Source organism: Mesorhizobium sp. M7A.F.Ca.MR.245.00.0.0 (genome assembly GCF_003997415.1).
Lineage (GTDB): Bacteria > Pseudomonadota > Alphaproteobacteria > Rhizobiales > Rhizobiaceae > Mesorhizobium.
This window is the reverse complement of record NZ_RZTE01000020.1, coordinates 94,500-113,415: the sequence shown is the minus strand read 5'-3', so window position 1 is coordinate 113,415 and position 18,916 is coordinate 94,500. Positions and strand designations below refer to the sequence as shown.

Below are 18,916 nucleotides of genomic sequence, written 5' to 3'. Positions count from 1 at the left end.
CCTTCGCAGGCTCAGGGCGTTCGAAGCTCGAAAAGCCAAGCAATTGGCTTTTCGTTCGCTGCGCGAACCGCTTCTCACCCAATAAAAAACCGACGTCAGCTTGCTTCTGACGTCGGTCATTTAGGTTTTGGGATCGTCGCACCCGATTCTTCCGAAGAAGAACCGAGGTTGGTTCGATCCGACGCAGACCCGTGGGCGGGGGGCTTGGGGTTTACGAGCCGGTGCCGGACCGAACCGTCTCAGGCAACACCGGTAAATTCGTCGGACATTGGGGCATGAGCGCGGATAAAAAAAGGCAGAAATGTGGCGGAACATCACCAATTCCAACACGGCGTTTCATAAAAGTGACTGGACGTAACGGAAACAGCGCGGCGCGGGGCTCGGTTCGCTGGGCTTGCAATTCAGTCGCGAACACGCCAACTTTGGTTGGCAAAGATTCATTTTGAAGGATCGAGGCATGACCGATGACAGCGGCGGGACGGGGGATGGGGACGCATCCGCGATATTGATCCCGCTGCACGAGGCGCGACGCGAACGTCTCGATCAGCCGGTGCGGTTCGACCGCCGCGAGTTGGACCAGATCCTCAGGCTCTACGGCCGCATGGTCGCCGCCAATGAATGGCGCGACTACGCCATCGATCATCTTGCGGATCGCGCTGTGTTTTCCGTATTTCGCCGCACCAGCGAAGTGCCGCTGTTCCAGATCGTCAAGGATCCGAAACTGGCCCGCAAGCAGGGCGCTTTTGCCGTCATCGCCGCCGGCGGCCGCATCCTGAAGCGCGGCCAGGAACTCGGCCGCGTGCTTGGTGTGTTCGACAGCAAGCTGAAGCTGGTCGAAGCCTGAGCTGGGGAATTAGAGCAGGGGAATTGAAGAACTGGAGAATTGATGAATTGATGAATTGATGAAAAGGGCACTCGACGCCTGACGCTATCTTCTTCAATTCTTCAATTCTTCAATTCCTCAGTTCCCCCTAAGGCGAAACTTCCGCTCCGGCAGCGATTCGGGATCCGGCGGCAGCGTCGCACCGCCATTCAGCGACAGCTGCATGAACACCGTGTCCAGCCAGCGCCCATGCTTGTAGCCGGAACCTTCAAGGCGTCCCGAATGGCGAAAGCCGAGCTTTTCGTGCAACCGCACCGAGGCGCTGTCGGGACGACCATCGCCGATCACCGCGACGATCTGGCGAAAGCCCGCCGTCGTCACTGCCTCGATCAGGCTTTGCATCAGCTTGAGCCCGACGCCCTGGCCCTTGGCCTCGGGCGCGACATAGACCGAATCCTCGACGATGAAGCGATAGGCCGGGCGTGGCCGGAAGGCGCCGGCATAGGCGTAGCCGAGAACGGTGCCGTCCTTCTCCGCCACCAGGTAAGGAAAGCCGCCGGCCGTCAGGCTGTCGAATCGAACACCCATCTCCGCACGGCTCGGCGGCTCCAGCTCATAGCTCGCCGTGCCTTGGGTCACCGCATCGGCATAGATGTCCGTGACGCTGTCGAGGTCGGCCACCGTGGCAGGCCGGATCGCAATATTGCTCATTGTTTATGCATGCCGTTTCTCTGCTCGTAATAACAGCAAAGGCCAAGACAAAAGAAAAGGGCGGCCGTTGGGCCGCCCTTCCGGAAGTTGATGGTCCAATACCGCTTTAGCGGCGGTCGCCCATGAACTGTAGCAGGAACATGAACAGGTTGATGAAGTCGAGATAGAGCGTCAGAGCGCCCATGATCGCCTTGCGGCCGGCGACGTCGGAAGTGTCGCCCTCGAAATACATCTCCTTGATCTTCTGCGTGTCATAGGCGGTCAGGCCCGCGAAGACCAGCACGCCGATCGCCGACACGGCAAAGGACAGCGCCGACGACTGCAGGAAGATATTGATCACCGACGCGATGATGATGCCGAACACGCCCATGATCAGGAACGAGCCCATCGCCGTCAGGTCGCGCTTTGTGGTGTAGCCGAACAGCGACAGCGCACCGAAGGCGGCGGCCGTGGCGAAGAAGGTCTGTGAGATGCTGGCCGTGGTGTAGACCAGGAAGATCGAAGACAGCGACAGGCCGACGAGACCAGCATAGACCCAGAACGTCGTCTGCGCCGCCGAAACGCTCATCGACTGAACGCGGAACGACAGGAACAGCACGGCAGCCAGCGGCGCCAGCATCACCACCCAGCGCAGTGGCGAGCCGAAGATCGCGTAGCCGAAGGAGGTCAGCATCTCGCCGCTTGGCAGCGTCGCGACAGCCGAAGCCGGATCGGTGGTGGTGGCCAGCATGATCGTGCCGATCGCGGCAAGACCAGTGATGAGGAGGCCAAGCCCCATCAGATTGTAGACCCTGATCATATAGGCGCGCAGGCCCTGATCGATGTCGGCACCGACGCTGACGCCGGGCACGGCGCGCGTCTGGTAGTTGCGAATGGGATCAGCCATTGTAGTCCTCTATTGCTTCTGCCCCGTCGGGTGTCAGGTCCTTCCGGACCCAGGCGCCGCTGGCAGGGCTCCAGCATGCCTGTGGCGAAATATGATGGTTATTCGCGTCAAGAACAAGTCCGTAACCGGATGTAACGGTTCGTGACAGGGCGAAGTGCCGATTCCTCGGCTTTTCGGAGGGCTTTCTTACCAAGATTTAATCCAGGATGCCCATTTCCGGGCCTGTCGTCACAAATTGCGCAGCACCGGTGCTGCCTTGTGGCCGAGCACCCGCCAGGTGCCGGCAAGACCAATGCCGACCGTGATCACCAGCGAAAACAGAATGGTCGCCACTGCCACCTCGGGCATGAAATGCGACGGCAATGTCATGATGCGCGCGACGACGAACCAAGCCGCCGCACTGCCCGCCGCCAGCGCGAAGATGGCGGTGGCCAGTCCGATCAGCATGTATTCGAGCGAGAAGGCCGATATCAGCGTCGTGCGTGTCGCCCCCAGCGTCTTCAGCACCACCGCATCATGGATGCGCGCCCGGTTGCCGGCGGCGAGCGCGCCGGCCAGCACCAGCACCGAAGCGATCAGCGCCACGCCGGCCGCGGCTCGGATCGCCGAGCCGAGCTGTCCGACCAGCCGGTTGACGACATCGAGCGCGTCCTTGACCCGCACCGTCGTCACCGCCGGGAAGGCGCGGGTGACGGCGTTGAGGATGCGGGCGTCGTCGGCCGTCGAGGTACTCTTTTCGGTCAGCGTCGCCATCCAGCCATGCGGGGCGCCCGCGAATGTGTTGGGCGAGAACACCATGACGAAATTGATGCCCATCGTCTCCCACTCGACCTGGCGGAAATTGGCGATCCTGGCGGTGACATTGCGTCCCAGCACGTTGACGGTGATGGTATCGCCGAGCTTCAGCCCGATCTCCTTGCCTTCTTGCGCCGAAAACGAAACCAGCGGCTCGCCGCTGTAATCTTCGGGCCACCAACTGCCCTCGGTCAACGTCGCGTTCTGCGGCTGCCTGGTGTCATAGGTCAGGCCGCGGTCGCCCCTCAGCACCCAGGCGCCTTCCGCCGGCACCTTCACCTTGTCGACATCGATACCGTTCAGCGCCATCACCCGGCCGCGCAGCATCGGCACCTTGGCCAGTACGCCCTGCGGCGCCTCCTTGCCGATCAGCGCCGAGAAAGACGCGACATCGGCGCTCTGGATGTCGACGAAGAAGAAGTTCGGCGCCCGTTCCGGCAGGCTGCCGGAGATCTGCCGCCTGAGATTGCCGTCGATCAGCGCCAGCGTCACCAGCAGCGTCAGGCCGAGCCCCAAGGACAGCACCACCGATGGCGTCAGCGCGCCTGGCCGATGGATGTTGCCGATAGCGAGCCTGAGCGCCACGAAGCGCACGCGCGGGCTCTTCCTGGCCGCCCATTGCACCAGTGCGCCGACCACGCGCAGCACCAGGAAGGCGAAGACGGTAGCGCCGACAAAGATCGAGGCGATGCGCTGGTCGCCGGAAAACAGAATGGCCAGCGCCGCCAGCAACAGCGCGATGCCTATGGCCGCCGCGACATAGGCGGGGCGCGGCAAGCCGCGGCCTTCCAGCCCCATCTCGCGAAACAGCGCGGTTGCCGGCACATCGCGGGCGCGGCCGAGCGGCAGCAGCGCGAAAGCCAACGTCACCAGCAGGCCGAACAGCGCCGCCATGCCGAGCGCGCCGGGATAGAAGCCGCCTGCGGCCGGCACCGGAATGACGGATTGCAAGGCCGCACTCGCTGCGAACGGCATCAGCGCGCCGAGCACAAGGCCCAGCACGATACCCAATGCGGCAATGATCAGGATCTGCACCAGATAGACGGCAAAGACGAAGCCGCCCGAAGCGCCCAGGCTCTTGAAGGTGGCGATCACGCCGCGCTTGCCGTCGAGATAGGCGCGCACCGCATTGGCGACGCCCACACCGCCGACCACCAGCGCCGTCAGCCCGACCAGGGTCAGGAACTGAGAGAAACGTTCAATGTTGGACGACAGCGCGGGCGCCGCGTTGCTGCGTGTGCGGATCGACCAGCCTGCTTCGGGGAAATCCGTGGCCGCCTGGTCCTGGACGCCCTTCAGTCGCGCCTCGTCGGCGTCTGCCGGTAGGCGGATCTTGTAGGCATTCTCGACCAGGCTGCCCGGCTGGATCAGTCCAGTGGCCGCCAGCCCGTCCGTCGAGATCATCAGCCTTGGCGCGAAGCCGAAACCGTCGGACACGGCGTCCGGTTCGGCGACCAGCCTGGCGCGCAGTTCGAAAGTGGCGGTACCAAGCTTCAGCCGGTCGCCGATCTTGACGTGCAGCCGCTCGAACAGAAGGTCGGGTGCCGCCGCACCGAAGACGCCGAACTCTTCGCCGAACAGTTCCTGTTTCGACAGTGCCGGCTCGGTCTCCAGCGTGCCATAGAGAGGATAGGCATGGTCGACCGCCTTGGCCTCGACCAGCGCCTGGTCGGATCCGTCGGCCAGACGCGCCATCGAACGCATGCTGGCGGTCCGGGAAACTGTGCCGAGCCCGTCAAGGAAGCTGCGCTCCGCCTGGCTGGCGTCACGCTGATTGATCTCGAAGCGAAGGTCGCCGCCCAGCAGCGTCTGGCCCTGATTGGCGACACCGGCGGTGATCGAACGCGCCACCGAGTTGACGCCGCCGATGGCCGCGACGCCGAGCGCGATGCAGGCGAGAAAGATCAGGAAGCCGGACAGGCCGCCGCGCATCTCGCGCAACGAGAAGCGGACCGCGAGCCTCAACGTCCGGGACAGCGGCATCAGGCCGTCACCTTGACAGGCGCCGGCGCCTCGATCCGGCCCGAGCGCATCGATACCTGGCGCGAACAGCGTGCCGCGAGCGCCGGATCATGGGTCACCAGCACCAGCGTCATGCCGCGCTCGGCCGCTTTGGCAAACAGGAGGTCGGCGACCTGCCGCCCGGTCGCCTGGTCGAGATTGCCGGTCGGCTCGTCGGCGATCAGGATGCGCGGCGACGGCGCCAATGCGCGGGCGATCGCCACGCGCTGCTGCTCGCCGCCCGACAATTCGCCGGGATAGTGGGTGACGCGGTCGCTGAGGCCAACCGCCGCCAGCTCGCGCGCCGCCACCGAAAACGGATCGGCATGGCCGGCCAGTTCCAGCGGCACCGCGACATTTTCGAGCGCCGTCATGTTGGGAATGAGATGAAAGGACTGGAACACGATGCCAATGTTTCGGCCTCGAAACGAAGCAATCTGGTCCTCGCTTTTGCCGTTGAGCAACTCACCAGCGATTCGGACCGTACCCGAATCGACCCTTTCCAGGCCTGCCAGGACCATCAGCAATGTCGACTTGCCGGAGCCCGAAGGCCCGACGATGCCGGTCGCCTCCCCGGTCGCCACATCAAGGCTGACACCCTTCAGCACATGGACCGATGAAGCGCCCTCGCCAAGGGTGAGGGATACATCTTTCAGCGCGATGACGGCTTCTGTCAAAATGAAATCGTCCTATAATCTGGGAAGGCTCTGCTTGCCGGAAGCCGTCGACTGAAGAATTCCTAGCTCATATGGGGCCTGCCGCATGTCTTTCAAACGCAGTATTGCCGCAGGCCTCATGGTTTTCCTCGCCATTTGCGGCGCCATGCCGTCAGCGCGTGCCGAGCCGTTCAAAATCGTCGGCTTCGGCGACAGCCTGACGGCGGGCTATGGCCTTGGGCCGGACCAGGGCTTTACCGACAGGCTGCAGGCTGCCCTTCGCGCCAAAGGCCATGATGTGAGCGTCGCCAATGCCGGCGTTTCCGGCGACACGACGAGCGGTGGCCTGGCGCGGCTCGACTGGTCGGTGCCCGACGGCACGCAACTGGTCATCCTCGAACTCGGCGCCAACGACATGCTGCGCGGCGTTTCGCCCGACATCACCAGGAAGAACCTCGACGAGATGCTGAGCAAGCTGAAGCAGCGCAAGATTGCCGTGCTTCTGGCCGGCATGCGTGCCGCACCCAATCTCGGCCCCGACTACCAGAATGCGTTCGACGCCATTTTTCCGGACCTGGCGAAGAAATACGACGTCGTGCTCTACCCGTTCTTTCTCGACGGCGTCGCCGGCCAGCCCGGCATGCAACTCGAGGACGGCCTGCATCCGAGCGTTGAAGGCGTCGACCAGATAGTCGAACGCATCCTGCCGACGGTCGAGAAGGTGATCGCGGCAGTGCCGGGCGATTCCTAGCAGATTGGAACTGTTTCCGCGCATGGGGCTTTTAACAGGGACTGTGGCCAACAAACCTCTTGCTCCGTTTGACTATCGATGATTCGCTGGGGATGACAGTTCGATTCGAGGAAGGGAGGCTCTTCATGCCGCGTCTTTTCACCGCCCTCGAAATTCCGCGTGACGCTGCCCTTTCGCTGTCCCTGCTGCGGGGCGGCTTGCCGGGAGCCCGCTGGATCGATGTCGAAAACTACCATCTGACGCTGCGCTTCATCGGCGATGTCCCCGGCCATGTCGCCGACGAGATCGCCAACGCGCTCGACCGCGTCCACCGCCCTTCCTTCTCGCTGGCGCTGTCCGGCGTCGGCGCTTTCGGCCAGAAGAAGCCGCATGCGGTGTGGGCAGGCGCTTCCGCCTCGCCCGGTCTGGCCGCCCTTCAGGGCGAGATCGACCGCATCTGCCAGCGGCTCGGCATCCCGGCCGATCCCCGCAAGTTCATGCCGCATGTCACGCTGGCACGCTTACGCAATTCGACCCCGCTGGACGTCGCCCAATATCTGTCGGCGCGCGGCAATTTCTCGACGCTGCCGTTCCGCATCGGCCGTTTCGTGCTGATGTCGTCGCGCGATTCGGTCGGCGGCGGACCTTACATCGTCGAGGAAGCCTGGCCGCTGTCAGGCACGGACGCCCGCGCGTCCAGCCTTGTCACCAGCGCCTCCGACGCCTCGCGGATCATGCGATAGGCCGAAGCGAAGGCTTCTACCTCGTCATGATAAGGATCCGGCACGTCGCGTGCCTTTCCCTGCGCGAACTCCAGGAACAGATGGATGCGGTCCTGCACGGCCGCCGGCGCCAGCGCCTTCAGGTCGGCGACATTCGACCGGTCCATGCCGAGGATCAGGTCGAAACGGTGGAGGTCCTGCGGCGTGACCTTGCGCGCCCTTTGCCCGGAAATGTCGACGCCGTGCCGCACCGCGATCGCGATCGCGCGTCGATCGGGGGCAGAGCCGGCCTCCCAGTCACTGGTTCCCGCTGAATCGAGCAGGATATCCCGGGCCGACCCGCGCTCGGCCCAAACCGCGCGGAAGACACCTTCCGCCAACGGCGACCGGCAGATATTGCCGAGGCAGACGAAGAGAATGGAGTTTATGGGCTTCGCGCTCATCGATCCGTCGCTATGGTAAGGGTCGTTTTCGAATAGCACAGGATATGGACATGGCGAGAGAGAAACTGGGCAGGCAAGCCGCTGAAGCCGCATTGACCGGTCTTGACGGCTGGGCGCTGGCGGAAGACGGCGCTTCCATCAAGCGCACATTCACCTTCGCGAATTTCTCCGAGGCTTTCGCCTTCATGACCCGCGTCGCGCTTGCCGCCGAGACGATGGACCATCATCCCGACTGGTCGAATGTCTACAAGACCGTCGATGTGACGCTGAACACTCACGACGCCGGCGGCGTCACCGCGCTCGATATCGATCTGGCCAAGAAAATGAACCGTTTTGCCGGCGCCTGAGGCCTGGTATCGCCTCGACAAGCCCAAATCGGCACCGGCATCTTGTAGCCGGGGTCGGGTTTCACCACATTTTCCCCCGCGGGCATGCGCCGGATGCGCATGGGCGCTCGCAAGGAGACACTGATGGCGCAACAATCCGGTTTTGATTTCTTCGGCTTTGGCGGCAAGCTGGCAGACGAGAGCGAAGTGCGCGAGAAATTCTGGCGCACAGCCAAGAAGGCCGCGCGGCAGATCCCCTACATGGAAGAGGTCGTGGCCGCCTACTACTGCGCCATGGACAAGAACACCCCGCTGCGCGCCAAAGGCATTCTGCTGGCCGCGCTCGGTTATTTCGTGCTGCCGGTGGATGTCATCCCCGACTTCGTCTTCGGGCTTGGCTTCACCGACGACATCGCCGTGCTCACCGCCGCGATCACCGCCGTCAGTGCCCACATCACCACTGCGCACCGGCAGGCCGCCAGGGACGCCATGGCCGACAAGGGCTGAACTCACGCACGGAACGCCGTTGAAGCCGGCTTTCTGCGGCAGCGTAAAAGTCAAACTCTTGCCGCTTTCGTGGCCTCCAAGTCGCCAAAGGGATGTCGCGCCAGCCGCTCGCAAGGCGGCGGCGCGGGAATGGCGGCGGTTTCCTCGGGGTGAGGATCCTTTTCTCTTCGGAAATTCACCGTTTGGTAACCCAGATTAAATCAAAATGAAGCGACGGGCAGGACGCCAAGCCGGCCTGCCTCCGCACCATTTGGAATACGGGAAAAGCGATGCGCGGATTAATTGCACTAGTTTCGAGCCTGGTCCTGGTGGCCGTGGCAGCGCCGGCGCTGGCGCAGTCGGCGACCAAGATCGGCCAGCACAATGCCTGGGGCACCTACAGTTATCAGGCATCGGGCGGCAAGGTCTGCTATGTCCTGACCGTGCCGACCGACAAGCAGCCGCCTACGCTCGATCATGGCGACATGTTCTTCTTCGTCAGCCAGCGGCCCGGCCAGCAAGTGTCCTACGAGCCGCAATTCATTGCCGGCTACAACTTCCAGGACGGCTCCAAGGCCACCGTGACCATCGACAAGAAGACGTTTTCGATGTTCACCCGCGGAAAATCGGCCTGGGTCGAGAATGCCGCCGAGGAGCCGGTGCTGATCGCCGCCATGAAGACCGGCACCGACATGAAGGTGACGGCGAAGTCCGGCCGCGGCAATCCCACCTCCTATGTCTTCTCGCTGAAAGGTATTTCGGCGGCGCTGACGTCGATTGCCAAGTGCAAATAGGCAAGGAGTGCAGGCACGCACTTCGCTTTGAATGAAAGGCCGGGCCGCAAAGCCCGGCCTTTTTGCTTTCAGCCTTGCGCCGATCCCGGCCCGGCCTCCGCCCGCCGCCGCCGGATCGCCTCGGCGATGAAAACACGCGACAGCGCGTGGTAGAGCGGTTCGTGCGAGATCATCCGCGCCGTACCGTAGCCCAGCATCGAGGCCAGCATCAGCGCGATGACATTGTCGTGATTGCCGGTCATCTCCAGGATGATGACGAAGGCCGTCATCGGCGCCTGCACCACCCCGGCGAAATAGCCGGCCATGCCGAGCAGTGCCGCAGCCCCCGTGCTGGCGCCGAAGAGGAGGCCGAGCGAACTGCCGATGCCGGCGCCGACCGCCAGCGAGGGCGCGAAGATGCCGCCCGGAATGCCCGAGATCATCGACAGCAGTCCCGCCAGGAACTTTTCGGCAAAGAAGAACCATGGCAGCGGCGTGCCTTCGACGGCGCCCCGTGCCTGCACGTAACCGGTGCCGAAGGTCAGCCCGCCCGAGGCGATGCCGATCACTGCAACCAGCAGCCCGCAGACGGCCGCGACCAGCAAAGCGCGCTGCAAAGGCTGCCCAGTGTTCCAGCGCCGGATCCGGCGTGTCGCCTTCAACGCCAGCAGCGAAAACAGCGCGCCGAGCCCGCCGCCGATGACGCCGCAGGCGATCACCAGCGGCCACTCGGCGGCAAACGAGATCGTGTCCTTGGCGACGCCGAAATAGGTGTAGTTGCCGAGCAAGCCGAGCGAGGCGAGGCCGGCCAGGATCACCGCCGTCAGCACCAGCCCGTTGGTACGCGCCTCGTAGGTGCGGCCCATCTCCTCGATGGCGAAGACGATGCCGGCCAGCGGCGTGTTGAAGGCGGCGGCGATACCGGCGGCCGACCCGGCCAGGATCAGGCCCCGCGCCTGCACCATGCCGCCCCAGCGCGCCGCCTGCAGCATCAGCGACGCGCCGACCTGCACGGTCGGACCCTCGCGGCCGATCGAGGCGCCGCAGAACAGGCCGACGATGGTGAGCATGATTTTGCCGACCACCAGTTTGAGGGACAGGATGTGGCCGCGGTCCTCGTCGTCGCGAAGATGGCGGGCGGCGATCGCCTGCGGAATGCCGCTGCCTTGCGAGCCGGGAAAGAAGGTGTGGGCAAGCCAGGCGCACAGCACGAAACCCAACGGCGTAACGGCAAGCGGCAGATAGAAACGCCAGCCACCTGCGTCTCCTGTCATCAGGTGAAACAGTTCCTGCGCCCTGTCCGCCAGCACCGCGAACAGCACGCTGATCACACCGATGCCAAGCGCCCCGGCCCAGAACACCAGGCGCGGCTGCCACACCCGCCGTGAGCCCCACATCGCGCGCGAACGCCGCAGCATGGGATATCTTCGCGATGTGCCGGCCATGTCTGTCCTCGAGCGGGGAGTATCGAGCCCTAACACGTGCAGGCCAGAGGTTAAACCGGCACAACCCATGACTCTGCCCTCAACCTGTGCTATGCGCCGCGCTTCCTTTCCGGCACGATGCGTGAAATCGGCCGCAAACCGCTTATATCAGTGCAACCATGACCCTTTCATTCGATCTCACCACTGACGGCGCCCGCGACGCGTTGCGCGCCCGCGCGGCACAGCCCGAAAAGCCGTCGCTGATCGGCCTGACGCGGGTCGAGCTCGCCGAGGCTCTGGTTGCATCAGGCACTGTGCCCGAGCGCCAGGCGAAAATGCGCGCCCAGCAGCTGTGGCACTGGATGTATGTGCGCGGCGTCTCCGATTTCGCCGGCATGTTCAACATTTCCAAGGATCTGCGCGCCGAACTGGACAAGCACTTCACCGTCGCCAGGCCCGAGATCGTCGAGGAGCAGATTTCCGCCGACGGCACGCGCAAATGGCTGTTCCGCTTTCCGCCGCGCGGCGCCGGCCGGCCGGTCGAGATCGAGACTGTCTACATTCCCGAAGAGGGTCGCGGCACGCTGTGCATCTCCTCGCAGGTGGGCTGCACGCTGACCTGCTCGTTTTGCCACACCGGCACGCAGAAGCTGGTGCGCAATCTGACGGCTGAGGAGATCCTCGCCCAGTTGCTCACCGCCCGCGACCGGCTCGGCGATTTTCCCGACCGCGACACGCCCGACGGCGCCATCGTGCCGGCCGAGGGCCGCAAAGTGTCCAACATCGTCATGATGGGAATGGGCGAACCGCTTTACAATTTCGAAGCGGTCAAGAAGGCGCTGCTGATCGCTTCCGACGGTGACGGCCTTTCCTTGTCGAAGCGCCGCATCACGCTGTCGACCTCCGGCGTCGTGCCGGAAATCTTCCGCACCGGCGAGGAGATCGGCGTCATGCTGGCGATCTCGCTGCATGCCACCAATGACGATCTGCGCGACCTGCTTGTGCCGATCAACAAGAAGTATCCGCTGAAGGAGCTGATCGCCGCCTGCCGCGCCTATCCCGGCTTGTCGAACGCCAGGCGCATCACCTTCGAATATGTGATGCTGAAGGACGTCAACGATTCCATCGAGGACGCCAAGGGCCTGATCAAGCTGCTCAAGGGCATTCCGGCCAAGATCAATTTGATCCCGTTCAACCCGTGGCCGGGCACCAACTACCAGTGCTCGGACTGGGAGACGATCGAGAAATTCGCCGATTACATCAACAATGCCGGCTATGCCTCGCCGATCCGCACGCCGCGCGGCCGCGACATCCTCGCCGCCTGCGGCCAGCTCAAATCCGACTCCGAGCGCATGCGCAAGGTCGACCGGCTGGCGCTGGAAGCGATGATGATAGCGGGGCACGGCGAGGCGTGAGCCGCCCCGCCGCCTGGCTAAGACGCTTCGCCATCATGGCGGTCGGCTATGTCGCCGCGGTGCTGACTTCGATCCTGGTGCCGGTGCTGCTGATCGCTCTTCTGGAAGGCATCGAGGACGGCAATTGGTCCATCATTTTCGCCTTCGACTGGCTGGGCTCGTTCCCGCTCGCCGTGTTGACCGTGATGATCGGCGCGCTGTTGATCGTCGGTCCGGCGCTCTTCGTCGCCGAACGGTTTTCGCTGCGGGGATGGTTCTATTTCGCCGCCACGGGTGCGATCACGTCCATCGCCTTTGGCGTATCCATGCCGCGCTCGGCCAGCAGCTTTGTCTTCAATCCGGGCTTTCTGGGTTTTCTCGCCACCGCCGGCATCGCCGCCGGTTCGGTCTACTGGCTTCTGGCTGGACGCAGATCCGGCACGCGACAGACTCTGGGCCGGGATTGATGGCGCGTCTCGTCGGTTACCTCGTCCGTTTCACCGTCATCCTGTTCGGCTATGCCGTCGCCTCGCTGGCGGCGAGCGCCTTCCTCAATATCCTGTTGCTGGCATCGCTCGGCTACACGCCGGAGCATGCGCATCCGACGGCGACGGCTTCCCTGTATTTCTCAATTCCCTTCGCCGCCCTGTTCGTCGCCTATTTCGCCCTGATGCCGGCCTCTGTCGTCATCCTGCTCGCCGAAATCCTCGGCCGGCGCGACTGGCTGTTCTATGCGCTGGCAGGCGCGGTGGTTGCCGGTGTTTTCCTCGGGCTTGCCGACCACAGCGATGACACCGCCTTCGTCGTCAGGGACACCAGCGCCATCATGGCCGTGATCGGCAGCGGCATGGTCGGTGGTATCTTTTATTGGCTCAGCGCCGGGCGCTGGGCCGCAAGCTGGTGGCAAGGCGAACCAGACTCAAAAGAAGATGGCCAGACAGGATGACGGCGCCTACTTCGCCTGGGCCGTCAGGATCTTGAGGGCGAAGGCGGAGAACACGCCGGCAAAGAGATAGTCGACCACCCGCGTGACGCGCGGGCTGGCCTTCATCGCCGCCGAAAACTTTTCCGCCGCCAGCACCATCGGTACCGTCACCGGCACCGACAGCACGATGAACATCAGCCCAAGGAAAAACAGCTTTCCCGGTGCGTTCGGATCATGCGCGGAGACGAACTGCGGCAGGAAGGTCATGAAGAACAGGATGATCTTCGGATTGAGCAGATTGACGCCAAGGCCCGCCGCCCAGCTGCGCAACAGCGAAATCTCGGGGCCTGTCTTCTTCTCCGGCGAAAAGGCCGAGCCCCTGGTGATTGCCTGCCAGGCCAGGAAGACGAGATAGCCCGCGCCGAAGATCTTCAGCACGAAGAAAGCCATCGGCGAGGCGACGATCAGCGCCGAGACACCGACAACCACCAGCGTGGTGTGGATCAGCGTGCCGCACAGCGCGCCGGCCATCGAGGCAAAGCCGGTGGCACGGCCCTGGTTGAGCGTGCGCGAGACGAACAGCGTCATGTCCGGACCCGGCGTGATGGCCAGGATGACCGTGGCGATGGCGAACTGGATCAGCGTGGCGGTGTCTGGAATGAACGACATGGACGGCCCCAGGGGATTGGGAGGCCTATACAGGATGCGCCATGACGATGCCAGACACAGCAGCGACCCGATCTCGATCCAGAAGGCGTCCGCAAGGCATTCGCTGGACGGCCGGCCGCGGCGTCCTATGCCTGCCTGCTCAGCCGCATCCTCGCCGGCTCCTCCGCGACGAGTTGATCGTTGCGGAGATCGGCGTCCCCGGTGATCTGGTCGATCGGCTTGGGCCGGCCGAGGAAATAGCCTTGCGCCTCGTTGCAGCCTTCGACCTGCAGGATGGTGAGCTGGACATGCGTCTCGACGCCTTCGGCAAGCACCGGAATGTCGAGGCTGCGGCCCAGCGTCAGCACCGCCCGGATGATGGCCTTGGCCTGCGGGCTTCGCTCGACGTCAGCCATGAACGAGCGGTCGAGTTTGATCTTGTCGAAGGGAAACGAGCGCAGCGTGTCGAGCGATGAATAGCCGGTGCCGAAATCGTCGATCGCGATCGTCACCCCCAGCGCCTTGATCTGGCGCAGGACATGCAGCGTGCGCACCTTGTCGGCGACGATCGTCGATTCGGTCAACTCCAGTTCCAGCCGTTTCGGCGACAGTCCGGTCTCGATCAGGATTTGATGGATGAGCTTGGCGAGATCGGCATGGGCGAACTGTACCGGTGACAGATTGACCGCAATCTTGTGGCCATTGCCCCACGAGGCCGCCTGCCGGCACGCGGTCCGCAGCACCCATTCGCCGATCGCCATGATCGAGCCGTTCTCTTCGGCAATCGGGATGAATTCAGCGGGCGGGATCATGCCGTGCACGGGATGGGTCCAGCGCAGCAGCGCCTCGTAGCCGCAGGTGGCGCCGGTCGGGACCGAGGTCTGCACCTGATAGTGCAGCGAAAGCTCGCCGCGGTCGATCGCCTGGCGAAGGTCGGAGGCCAAGGCACGGCGCGCCCGCGCCGTCTCGTCCATGGCGGATTCGTAGAAGCAGACGGCTCGCGTGACGTCGTTCTTCGCCCGGTACATGGCAAGATCGGCATTGCTGACCAGCCGCTCGCGGTCGGCTCCGTCGCGTGGATAGACCGCGACGCCGATGCTGGCGCCCGCGGCGATTTCGAAATCGTCGAGCCGCAACGGCTCGAACAGCGACTTCTCCAGCCGCGAGACCAGCCCGAGAAGGTCCTTCTGATCCTTGAAGCGCTTGATCGCGGCGAACTCGTCACCGCCGAGCCGGGCGACGAATTCGCCCTCGCCGATGAGTCTCGACAGCCTGCGGGCGACGATCTTGAGCGCCTGGTCGCCGGCCGCATGCCCCCTGAGGTCATTGATCTCCTTGAAGCGGTCGAGATCGATGACGATGACCGCCGTCATTGTGTCCTCGCCCTCGCATGCCCGGTCGATCTCATGGTCGAGGCGGTCGTTAAAGGAAACCCGGTTGGGAAGGCCGGTAAGGGCGTCGTTGAGGGCGAGATGCTGAAGCCGCTCGAAACTCTCCAGACGGCCACGCTCATCGATCAGATAGCTGGCGAAGCCGGTGGCCGCGACGATCAGGCCCACCACGGCGACGGCGACCGCCATTGCCACCAGAATATCGGGATTGGTGCCTGTGCTGATGAAGGACAGCGGCGTCACCGCCACCGCGGCCATAGCCGTGAAATGCAGGCCGACGATCGCCAGCACCAGCAGCCCGATGGCGAGATAATGCGACCAGCGGTATGGCCGGCGCACGGCATGGCCGACGGCCAAGGCGGAGAACACGGCCGAGATGACCAGTGAGGCCACGACATAGGAGCCGTCCCATTCGACGATGCCGGCAACGTGATAAGCCATCATGCCGGTGTAGTGCATGGCCGAGATCGCCAGGCCAACGACGATGCCGCCCCATTCCGGAGCCAGGCGCCGGCTCTTGCCGGATGCGAGGGTGAAGCCCAGCCCGGTGCCGATGATGGCGATGACCAGGGATGCCATGGTCAGGACCGGATCGAAGGTGATCGGCGCGCCGGGCTGGTAGGCCAGCATGGCGATGAAATGGGTGCACCAGATCGACGAGCCGGCGGCAACCGCGGTCAGGAACAGCCAGCCCTTCATCTGCACGCCGGTGGTTTTCCTCGAACGGTCGAAGAGGCCGATCGTCACCCAGCAGCCGGTGACGCACATCAGCGCCGCCAGCAGGACAAGCCACAGATTATGCTCCATGGCGATGCATGATATAACGCGCATCAAGAACGGCCCGAGTCCGAGGACACCCACGACAAAGCAGGCAAGAAGCCGCCCGGAACGTTGTCAAGGCGGCTTTGTCGTAAGTGTTAGCGGCACGGCGTGAAAACTTGATTAAGTCCCTCCAGCAAATGCAGCCTTTGATTGCAGCAGATTGTTTTCGCTGCCGGCCGCCCCCGGCCATGCGCTGGACCAGAAGCCGTGCATGCACGCATGCTTGCTCGCTCTGCCGTTCCTGCTAAAAGGCGCTGCGACAATCCGTGACGCCCAGGCTGGGGCGTCCGCCATCGACGGAGTAGAAATGTCCAAGGCCAAAGACGTCAAAAAAGTCGTGCTTGCTTATTCAGGCGGTCTCGACACATCCATCATCCTGAAATGGCTGCAGACTGAACTCGGCGCCGAAGTCGTGACTTTCACCGCCGATCTCGGCCAGGGCGGCGAACTCGAGCCGGCCCGTCGCAAGGCCGAGATGATGGGCATCAAGGACATCCGCGTCGTCGACGTGCGCGAGGAATTCGTGTCCGACTTCGTCTTCCCGATGTTCCGCGCCAACGCCGTCTATGAAGGCACCTACCTGCTCGGCACCTCGATCGCACGGCCGCTGATCTCCAAGCATCTGGTCGATATAGCCCGGGAAACCGGCGCCGACGCGATCGCGCATGGCGCCACCGGCAAAGGCAACGATCAGGTTCGCTTCGAGCTTTCGGCTTACGCACTGAACCCCGACATCAAGGTCATCGCGCCGTGGCGCGACTGGTCGTTCAAGTCGCGTACCGACCTGATGAATTTCGCCGAGCAGCACCAGATCCCGGTGCCGAAGGATAAAAAGGGCGACGCACCTTTCTCGGTCGACGCCAACCTCTTGCATTCGTCCTCCGAGGGCAAAGTGCTGGAAGACCCGTGGGTGGAGCCGCCCGAATTCGTCCACCAGCGCACCGTTTCGCCGATGGACGCGCCGGACAAGGTCACCGAGATCGAGATCGAGTTCCTGAAGGGTGATCCGATCGCGCTGAACGGCAAGAAACTGTCGCCGGCGACCATGCTGGCGGCACTCAACGATCTTGGCCGCGACAATGGCATCGGCCGGCTCGACCTAGTCGAGAACCGCTTCGTCGGCATGAAGTCGCGTGGCGTCTACGAAACACCAGGCGGCACCATCCTGATATCAGCCCACCGAGCCATCGAATCGATCACGCTCGACCGCGGTGCCGCGCACCTCAAGGACGAGTTCATGCCGCGTTACGCCGAGCTGATCTACAACGGCTTCTGGTTTGCGCCCGAACGGCTGATGCTGCAGGCGATGATCGACAAGAGCCAGGAAGACGTCGAGGGCACGGTGCGGCTCAAGCTCTACAAGGGCAATGTCATGGTCACCGGCCGCAAGTCGAAGAAGACGCTTTACTCCGATGCGCTGGTCACTTTCGAGGACGACCGTGGCGCCTACGACCAGAAGGACGCCGCCGGCTTCATTCGCCTCAATGCGCTGCGGCTGAGGACGCTGGCCGCGCGCAACCGCGCCAAGTAGCGCGGATGCGCGCTTTCGGCCGCTGCCTGGCGCCGCTGGTTGTTCTGGCGACGCCGGCCGCCGGCCAGGAGTTCGACCCCGCCTCTCTCGACCTTCCGGCCCTGATCGAGTGCAGGGCGGACGTTCCGACCTACAACGACTTTGCCCTGTGGCTGTCCAGCGCACCGGGTGCCGTTGAAACGCTTGGCTGGAAGGAGGTTGCCTCGGGCAATCCGTTTCTCAGCCAATACGAACTGCCGGCCAAGATCCGCGTGTTCAACCGCGAGACGGGATCGATCGTGTTTACCGCTGCGGGGCCGATGGCCGTGCTCGACGGTGTTGCCGCGCCGGAGCTTGCCAAAGAACTCAACGTCGTCGCCGTTTATTCCACGCCGCAAAAATTCCTTGGCGAGAAGGTCGTTGTCCACAGCACCGAAGAGTCGGAAGGATTGACCTTCTCCACGGACGTCAAGCTTAACGTCTCGACCGTCGAGTCCCACCCCGGCAAGACCCTGGCCGGCTGCTCCTACACGCTCGAAATCAAATAAAAACCCGGCATTCGCGCCGGGTTTTCGATCAAGTCAGAAATGGCCGGGGCCCTTCTGCCCGGTGCATAGTCCGTCAATCGCCGTCGATCGCCGTGGCGATGCGGGCGATGGCCTGCTGATAGACGCTCGCGGAATTCCAGCCGGCAATCGCGCCCATATTCGCACTCGCGCTCGCGCCCGCCCGCCAGCCATGGCCCTTGAGGAAGTTGGCGGTGGAAGCCAGCGCCGTGCCCTTGTCGCGCAGGTTTCCGCCGCCGACGCCATATTTCAGGACGTTTCCTGGCAGGAACTGCGTGTGTCCGATCTCGCCATGCGCGGCGCCAACCGACGAGGCTGACAGCACCCCGCGATCAACCAGCTTCAGGGCTGCGATGGCATGCGGGTAGAAGAACCCCGGGCGGCGGCAATCATAGGCAAGCGTCAAAATGGCAGAGACGGTGTTCTGGTTGCCCATGGCCGAACCGAAGCCGGTTTCCATACCCCAGATGGCGAGCAACACGCCCGGCGACACGCCGTAATTCGCTTCGATCTTGGCGAACAGCGCCGCATTCGACTTTTTCAGCGACCGGCCCTTGGAAATAATCGCCGCGCCGCCGCGCCGCCGCATGAAATCGTCCACCGAGCCGCTGAAAGCCTTGTGAATGCCGCGGTCGACGGAGATCGTCTTAGTCGCGTAGTTTGCCCCGGCTAGAGCGGCCAGCCCCTTGGCGCCTACACCTTCCGACCTGGCCTGCGCGGCAAAATCCTGCTTCCAGGCCTCAAAGCCGGCGCCGGTCTTGCCGCAGCTGGCCGCTGCCTGTGCGCCCGTCGCCAGCGCAAGCACCGCCACCACGGCCGCTGCAAACATCTTTCCCTTGGCAAGAATTGCCATGTTGATCTCCTGGTTGCCTGAATCACGTCCC

20 protein-coding genes are annotated in these 18,916 nt (G+C 63.7%); 11 read left to right on the top strand and 9 right to left on the bottom strand.

All coding sequences use genetic code 11. The features are described from left to right. The first annotated feature begins 457 nt into the window (after positions 1 to 457). Positions 458 to 844 (top strand): DUF2794 domain-containing protein, encoded by a 387-nt coding sequence (locus tag EOB80_RS20580; protein ID WP_127269004.1) that lies wholly within the window; start codon positions 458 to 460, stop codon positions 842 to 844. A gap of 117 nt (positions 845 to 961) precedes the next feature. Here EOB80_RS20580 and EOB80_RS20575 read toward each other — a convergent pair whose 3' ends face one another. The 4 genes from EOB80_RS20575 to EOB80_RS20560 all read right to left on the bottom strand — a co-directional run bounded on the left by EOB80_RS20575 (position 962) and on the right by EOB80_RS20560 (position 5,893). After that, entirely contained in the window at positions 962 to 1,534 is a 573-nt protein-coding gene (locus EOB80_RS20575; protein WP_127329351.1) for a GNAT family N-acetyltransferase, read from the bottom strand. Between the two features lie 106 nt (positions 1,535 to 1,640). Next, positions 1,641 to 2,420 (bottom strand): Bax inhibitor-1/YccA family protein, encoded by a 780-nt coding sequence (locus tag EOB80_RS20570; RefSeq protein ID WP_127271172.1) that lies wholly within the window; start codon positions 2,418 to 2,420, stop codon positions 1,641 to 1,643. 228 nt (positions 2,421 to 2,648) lie between these two features. Then, a complete protein-coding gene (locus EOB80_RS20565; protein ID WP_127329349.1) occupies positions 2,649 to 5,198 on the bottom strand; it encodes an ABC transporter permease in 2,550 nt (849 codons plus the stop codon). Beyond that, entirely contained in the window at positions 5,198 to 5,893 is a 696-nt protein-coding gene (locus EOB80_RS20560; RefSeq protein WP_023811310.1) for an ABC transporter ATP-binding protein, read from the bottom strand. Before EOB80_RS20560 ends, EOB80_RS20565 begins: the two co-directional genes overlap by 1 nt. Before the next feature lie 85 nt (positions 5,894 to 5,978). Between EOB80_RS20560 and EOB80_RS20555 the strand changes: the two genes are divergently transcribed. Together EOB80_RS20555 and thpR are read left to right on the top strand one after the other, a co-directional pair. After that, the gene (locus EOB80_RS20555) at positions 5,979 to 6,623 is read left to right on the top strand and encodes an arylesterase (protein ID WP_127268358.1); all 645 of its coding nucleotides are present in this window, start codon (positions 5,979 to 5,981) and stop codon (positions 6,621 to 6,623) included. A 125-nt stretch (positions 6,624 to 6,748) separates the two neighbouring features. Next, a complete protein-coding gene (gene thpR / locus EOB80_RS20550) occupies positions 6,749 to 7,345 on the top strand; it encodes an RNA 2',3'-cyclic phosphodiesterase (protein ID WP_127329347.1) in 597 nt (198 codons plus the stop codon). Here thpR and EOB80_RS20545 read toward each other — a convergent pair. Next, entirely contained in the window at positions 7,249 to 7,767 is a 519-nt protein-coding gene (locus EOB80_RS20545; RefSeq protein WP_127329345.1) for a low molecular weight protein-tyrosine-phosphatase, read from the bottom strand. The genes thpR and EOB80_RS20545 overlap by 97 nt on opposite strands. Before the next feature lie 50 nt (positions 7,768 to 7,817). Here EOB80_RS20545 and EOB80_RS20540 point away from each other — a divergent pair, with 50 nt between their 5' ends. The 3 genes from EOB80_RS20540 (at position 7,818) to EOB80_RS20530 (ending at position 9,373) form a co-directional block, all read left to right on the top strand. Continuing rightward, positions 7,818 to 8,114, top strand: a complete 297-nt coding sequence (locus tag EOB80_RS20540; protein WP_023811314.1) for a 4a-hydroxytetrahydrobiopterin dehydratase — start codon at positions 7,818 to 7,820, stop codon at positions 8,112 to 8,114. A gap of 123 nt (positions 8,115 to 8,237) precedes the next feature. Next, the gene (locus tag EOB80_RS20535) at positions 8,238 to 8,600 is read left to right on the top strand and encodes a YkvA family protein (RefSeq protein WP_127322074.1); all 363 of its coding nucleotides are present in this window, start codon (positions 8,238 to 8,240) and stop codon (positions 8,598 to 8,600) included. Positions 8,601 to 8,869: 269 nt separating this feature from the next. Next, complete coding sequence (locus EOB80_RS20530; RefSeq protein ID WP_127268363.1) at positions 8,870 to 9,373, top strand: invasion associated locus B family protein; 504 nt, start codon at positions 8,870 to 8,872, stop codon at positions 9,371 to 9,373. Positions 9,374 to 9,441: 68 nt separating this feature from the next. On the opposite strand, the gene EOB80_RS20525 is transcribed toward EOB80_RS20530, so the two are convergent. Then, positions 9,442 to 10,797, bottom strand: coding sequence for a chloride channel protein (locus EOB80_RS20525; RefSeq protein ID WP_127321009.1), 1,356 nt, complete (start codon positions 10,795 to 10,797; stop codon positions 9,442 to 9,444). A gap of 158 nt (positions 10,798 to 10,955) precedes the next feature. Between EOB80_RS20525 and rlmN the strand changes: the two genes are divergently transcribed. Genes rlmN through EOB80_RS20510 form a run of 3 tightly spaced genes read left to right on the top strand, consistent with a single transcriptional unit; the run spans position 10,956 to position 13,116 of the window. Next, entirely contained in the window at positions 10,956 to 12,191 is a 1,236-nt protein-coding gene (rlmN, locus tag EOB80_RS20520) for a 23S rRNA (adenine(2503)-C(2))-methyltransferase RlmN (RefSeq protein ID WP_127329343.1), read from the top strand. Then, complete coding sequence (locus EOB80_RS20515; protein ID WP_127329341.1) at positions 12,188 to 12,637, top strand: hypothetical protein; 450 nt, start codon at positions 12,188 to 12,190, stop codon at positions 12,635 to 12,637. The genes rlmN and EOB80_RS20515 overlap by 4 nt, the downstream gene beginning before the upstream one ends. After that, the gene (locus EOB80_RS20510) at positions 12,637 to 13,116 is read left to right on the top strand and encodes a hypothetical protein (RefSeq protein WP_127321012.1); all 480 of its coding nucleotides are present in this window, start codon (positions 12,637 to 12,639) and stop codon (positions 13,114 to 13,116) included. The genes EOB80_RS20515 and EOB80_RS20510 overlap by 1 nt, the downstream gene beginning before the upstream one ends. Before the next feature lie 6 nt (positions 13,117 to 13,122). Here the strand turns inward: EOB80_RS20510 and EOB80_RS20505 are convergent, their stop codons facing one another. Together EOB80_RS20505 and EOB80_RS20500 are read right to left on the bottom strand one after the other, a co-directional pair. Beyond that, complete coding sequence (locus EOB80_RS20505) at positions 13,123 to 13,764, bottom strand: LysE family translocator (RefSeq protein ID WP_127271180.1); 642 nt, start codon at positions 13,762 to 13,764, stop codon at positions 13,123 to 13,125. A gap of 125 nt (positions 13,765 to 13,889) precedes the next feature. Further along, positions 13,890 to 15,965: a bifunctional diguanylate cyclase/phosphodiesterase gene (locus EOB80_RS20500; RefSeq protein WP_245466405.1), complete on the bottom strand. Its 2,076-nt coding sequence runs from the start codon at positions 15,963 to 15,965 to the stop codon at positions 13,890 to 13,892. Between the two features lie 298 nt (positions 15,966 to 16,263). Here EOB80_RS20500 and EOB80_RS20495 point away from each other — a divergent pair, with 298 nt between their 5' ends. Both EOB80_RS20495 and EOB80_RS20490 read left to right on the top strand, forming a co-directional pair. Continuing rightward, entirely contained in the window at positions 16,264 to 17,487 is a 1,224-nt protein-coding gene (locus EOB80_RS20495; RefSeq protein WP_127329339.1) for an argininosuccinate synthase, read from the top strand. A 5-nt stretch (positions 17,488 to 17,492) separates the two neighbouring features. Then, the gene (locus EOB80_RS20490; RefSeq protein ID WP_127329337.1) at positions 17,493 to 18,014 is read left to right on the top strand and encodes a hypothetical protein; all 522 of its coding nucleotides are present in this window, start codon (positions 17,493 to 17,495) and stop codon (positions 18,012 to 18,014) included. A 73-nt stretch (positions 18,015 to 18,087) separates the two neighbouring features. Here the strand turns inward: EOB80_RS20490 and EOB80_RS20485 are convergent, their stop codons facing one another. Further along, the gene (locus EOB80_RS20485) at positions 18,088 to 18,885 is read right to left on the bottom strand and encodes a lytic transglycosylase domain-containing protein (RefSeq protein WP_127329335.1); all 798 of its coding nucleotides are present in this window, start codon (positions 18,883 to 18,885) and stop codon (positions 18,088 to 18,090) included. Positions 18,886 to 18,916 lie beyond the last annotated feature (31 nt).

Excerpts from the sequence above, each read along its gene's own strand:
- EOB80_RS20505 (WP_127271180.1), bottom strand. The coding sequence starts at position 13,764 with ATGTCGTTCATTCCAGACACCGCCACGCTGATCCAGTTCGCCATCGCC.
- EOB80_RS20555 (WP_127268358.1), top strand. The coding sequence starts at position 5,979 with ATGTCTTTCAAACGCAGTATTGCCGCAGGCCTCATGGTTTTCCTCGCC.
- EOB80_RS20525 (WP_127321009.1), bottom strand. The coding sequence starts at position 10,797 with ATGGCCGGCACATCGCGAAGATATCCCATGCTGCGGCGTTCGCGCGCG.
- EOB80_RS20545 (WP_127329345.1), bottom strand. The coding sequence starts at position 7,767 with ATGAGCGCGAAGCCCATAAACTCCATTCTCTTCGTCTGCCTCGGCAAT.
- rlmN (WP_127329343.1), top strand. The coding sequence starts at position 10,956 with ATGACCCTTTCATTCGATCTCACCACTGACGGCGCCCGCGACGCGTTG.
- EOB80_RS20530 (WP_127268363.1), top strand. The coding sequence starts at position 8,870 with ATGCGCGGATTAATTGCACTAGTTTCGAGCCTGGTCCTGGTGGCCGTG.
- thpR (WP_127329347.1), top strand. The coding sequence starts at position 6,749 with ATGCCGCGTCTTTTCACCGCCCTCGAAATTCCGCGTGACGCTGCCCTT.
- EOB80_RS20500 (WP_245466405.1), bottom strand. The coding sequence starts at position 15,965 with ATGCGCGTTATATCATGCATCGCCATGGAGCATAATCTGTGGCTTGTC.
- EOB80_RS20495 (WP_127329339.1), top strand. The coding sequence starts at position 16,264 with ATGTCCAAGGCCAAAGACGTCAAAAAAGTCGTGCTTGCTTATTCAGGC.
- EOB80_RS20510 (WP_127321012.1), top strand. The coding sequence starts at position 12,637 with ATGGCGCGTCTCGTCGGTTACCTCGTCCGTTTCACCGTCATCCTGTTC.
- EOB80_RS20565 (WP_127329349.1), bottom strand. The coding sequence starts at position 5,198 with ATGCCGCTGTCCCGGACGTTGAGGCTCGCGGTCCGCTTCTCGTTGCGC.
- EOB80_RS20540 (WP_023811314.1), top strand. The coding sequence starts at position 7,818 with ATGGCGAGAGAGAAACTGGGCAGGCAAGCCGCTGAAGCCGCATTGACC.
- EOB80_RS20570 (WP_127271172.1), bottom strand. The coding sequence starts at position 2,420 with ATGGCTGATCCCATTCGCAACTACCAGACGCGCGCCGTGCCCGGCGTC.
- EOB80_RS20580 (WP_127269004.1), top strand. The coding sequence starts at position 458 with ATGACCGATGACAGCGGCGGGACGGGGGATGGGGACGCATCCGCGATA.
- EOB80_RS20490 (WP_127329337.1), top strand. The coding sequence starts at position 17,493 with ATGCGCGCTTTCGGCCGCTGCCTGGCGCCGCTGGTTGTTCTGGCGACG.
- EOB80_RS20575 (WP_127329351.1), bottom strand. The coding sequence starts at position 1,534 with ATGAGCAATATTGCGATCCGGCCTGCCACGGTGGCCGACCTCGACAGC.
- EOB80_RS20535 (WP_127322074.1), top strand. The coding sequence starts at position 8,238 with ATGGCGCAACAATCCGGTTTTGATTTCTTCGGCTTTGGCGGCAAGCTG.
- EOB80_RS20485 (WP_127329335.1), bottom strand. The coding sequence starts at position 18,885 with ATGGCAATTCTTGCCAAGGGAAAGATGTTTGCAGCGGCCGTGGTGGCG.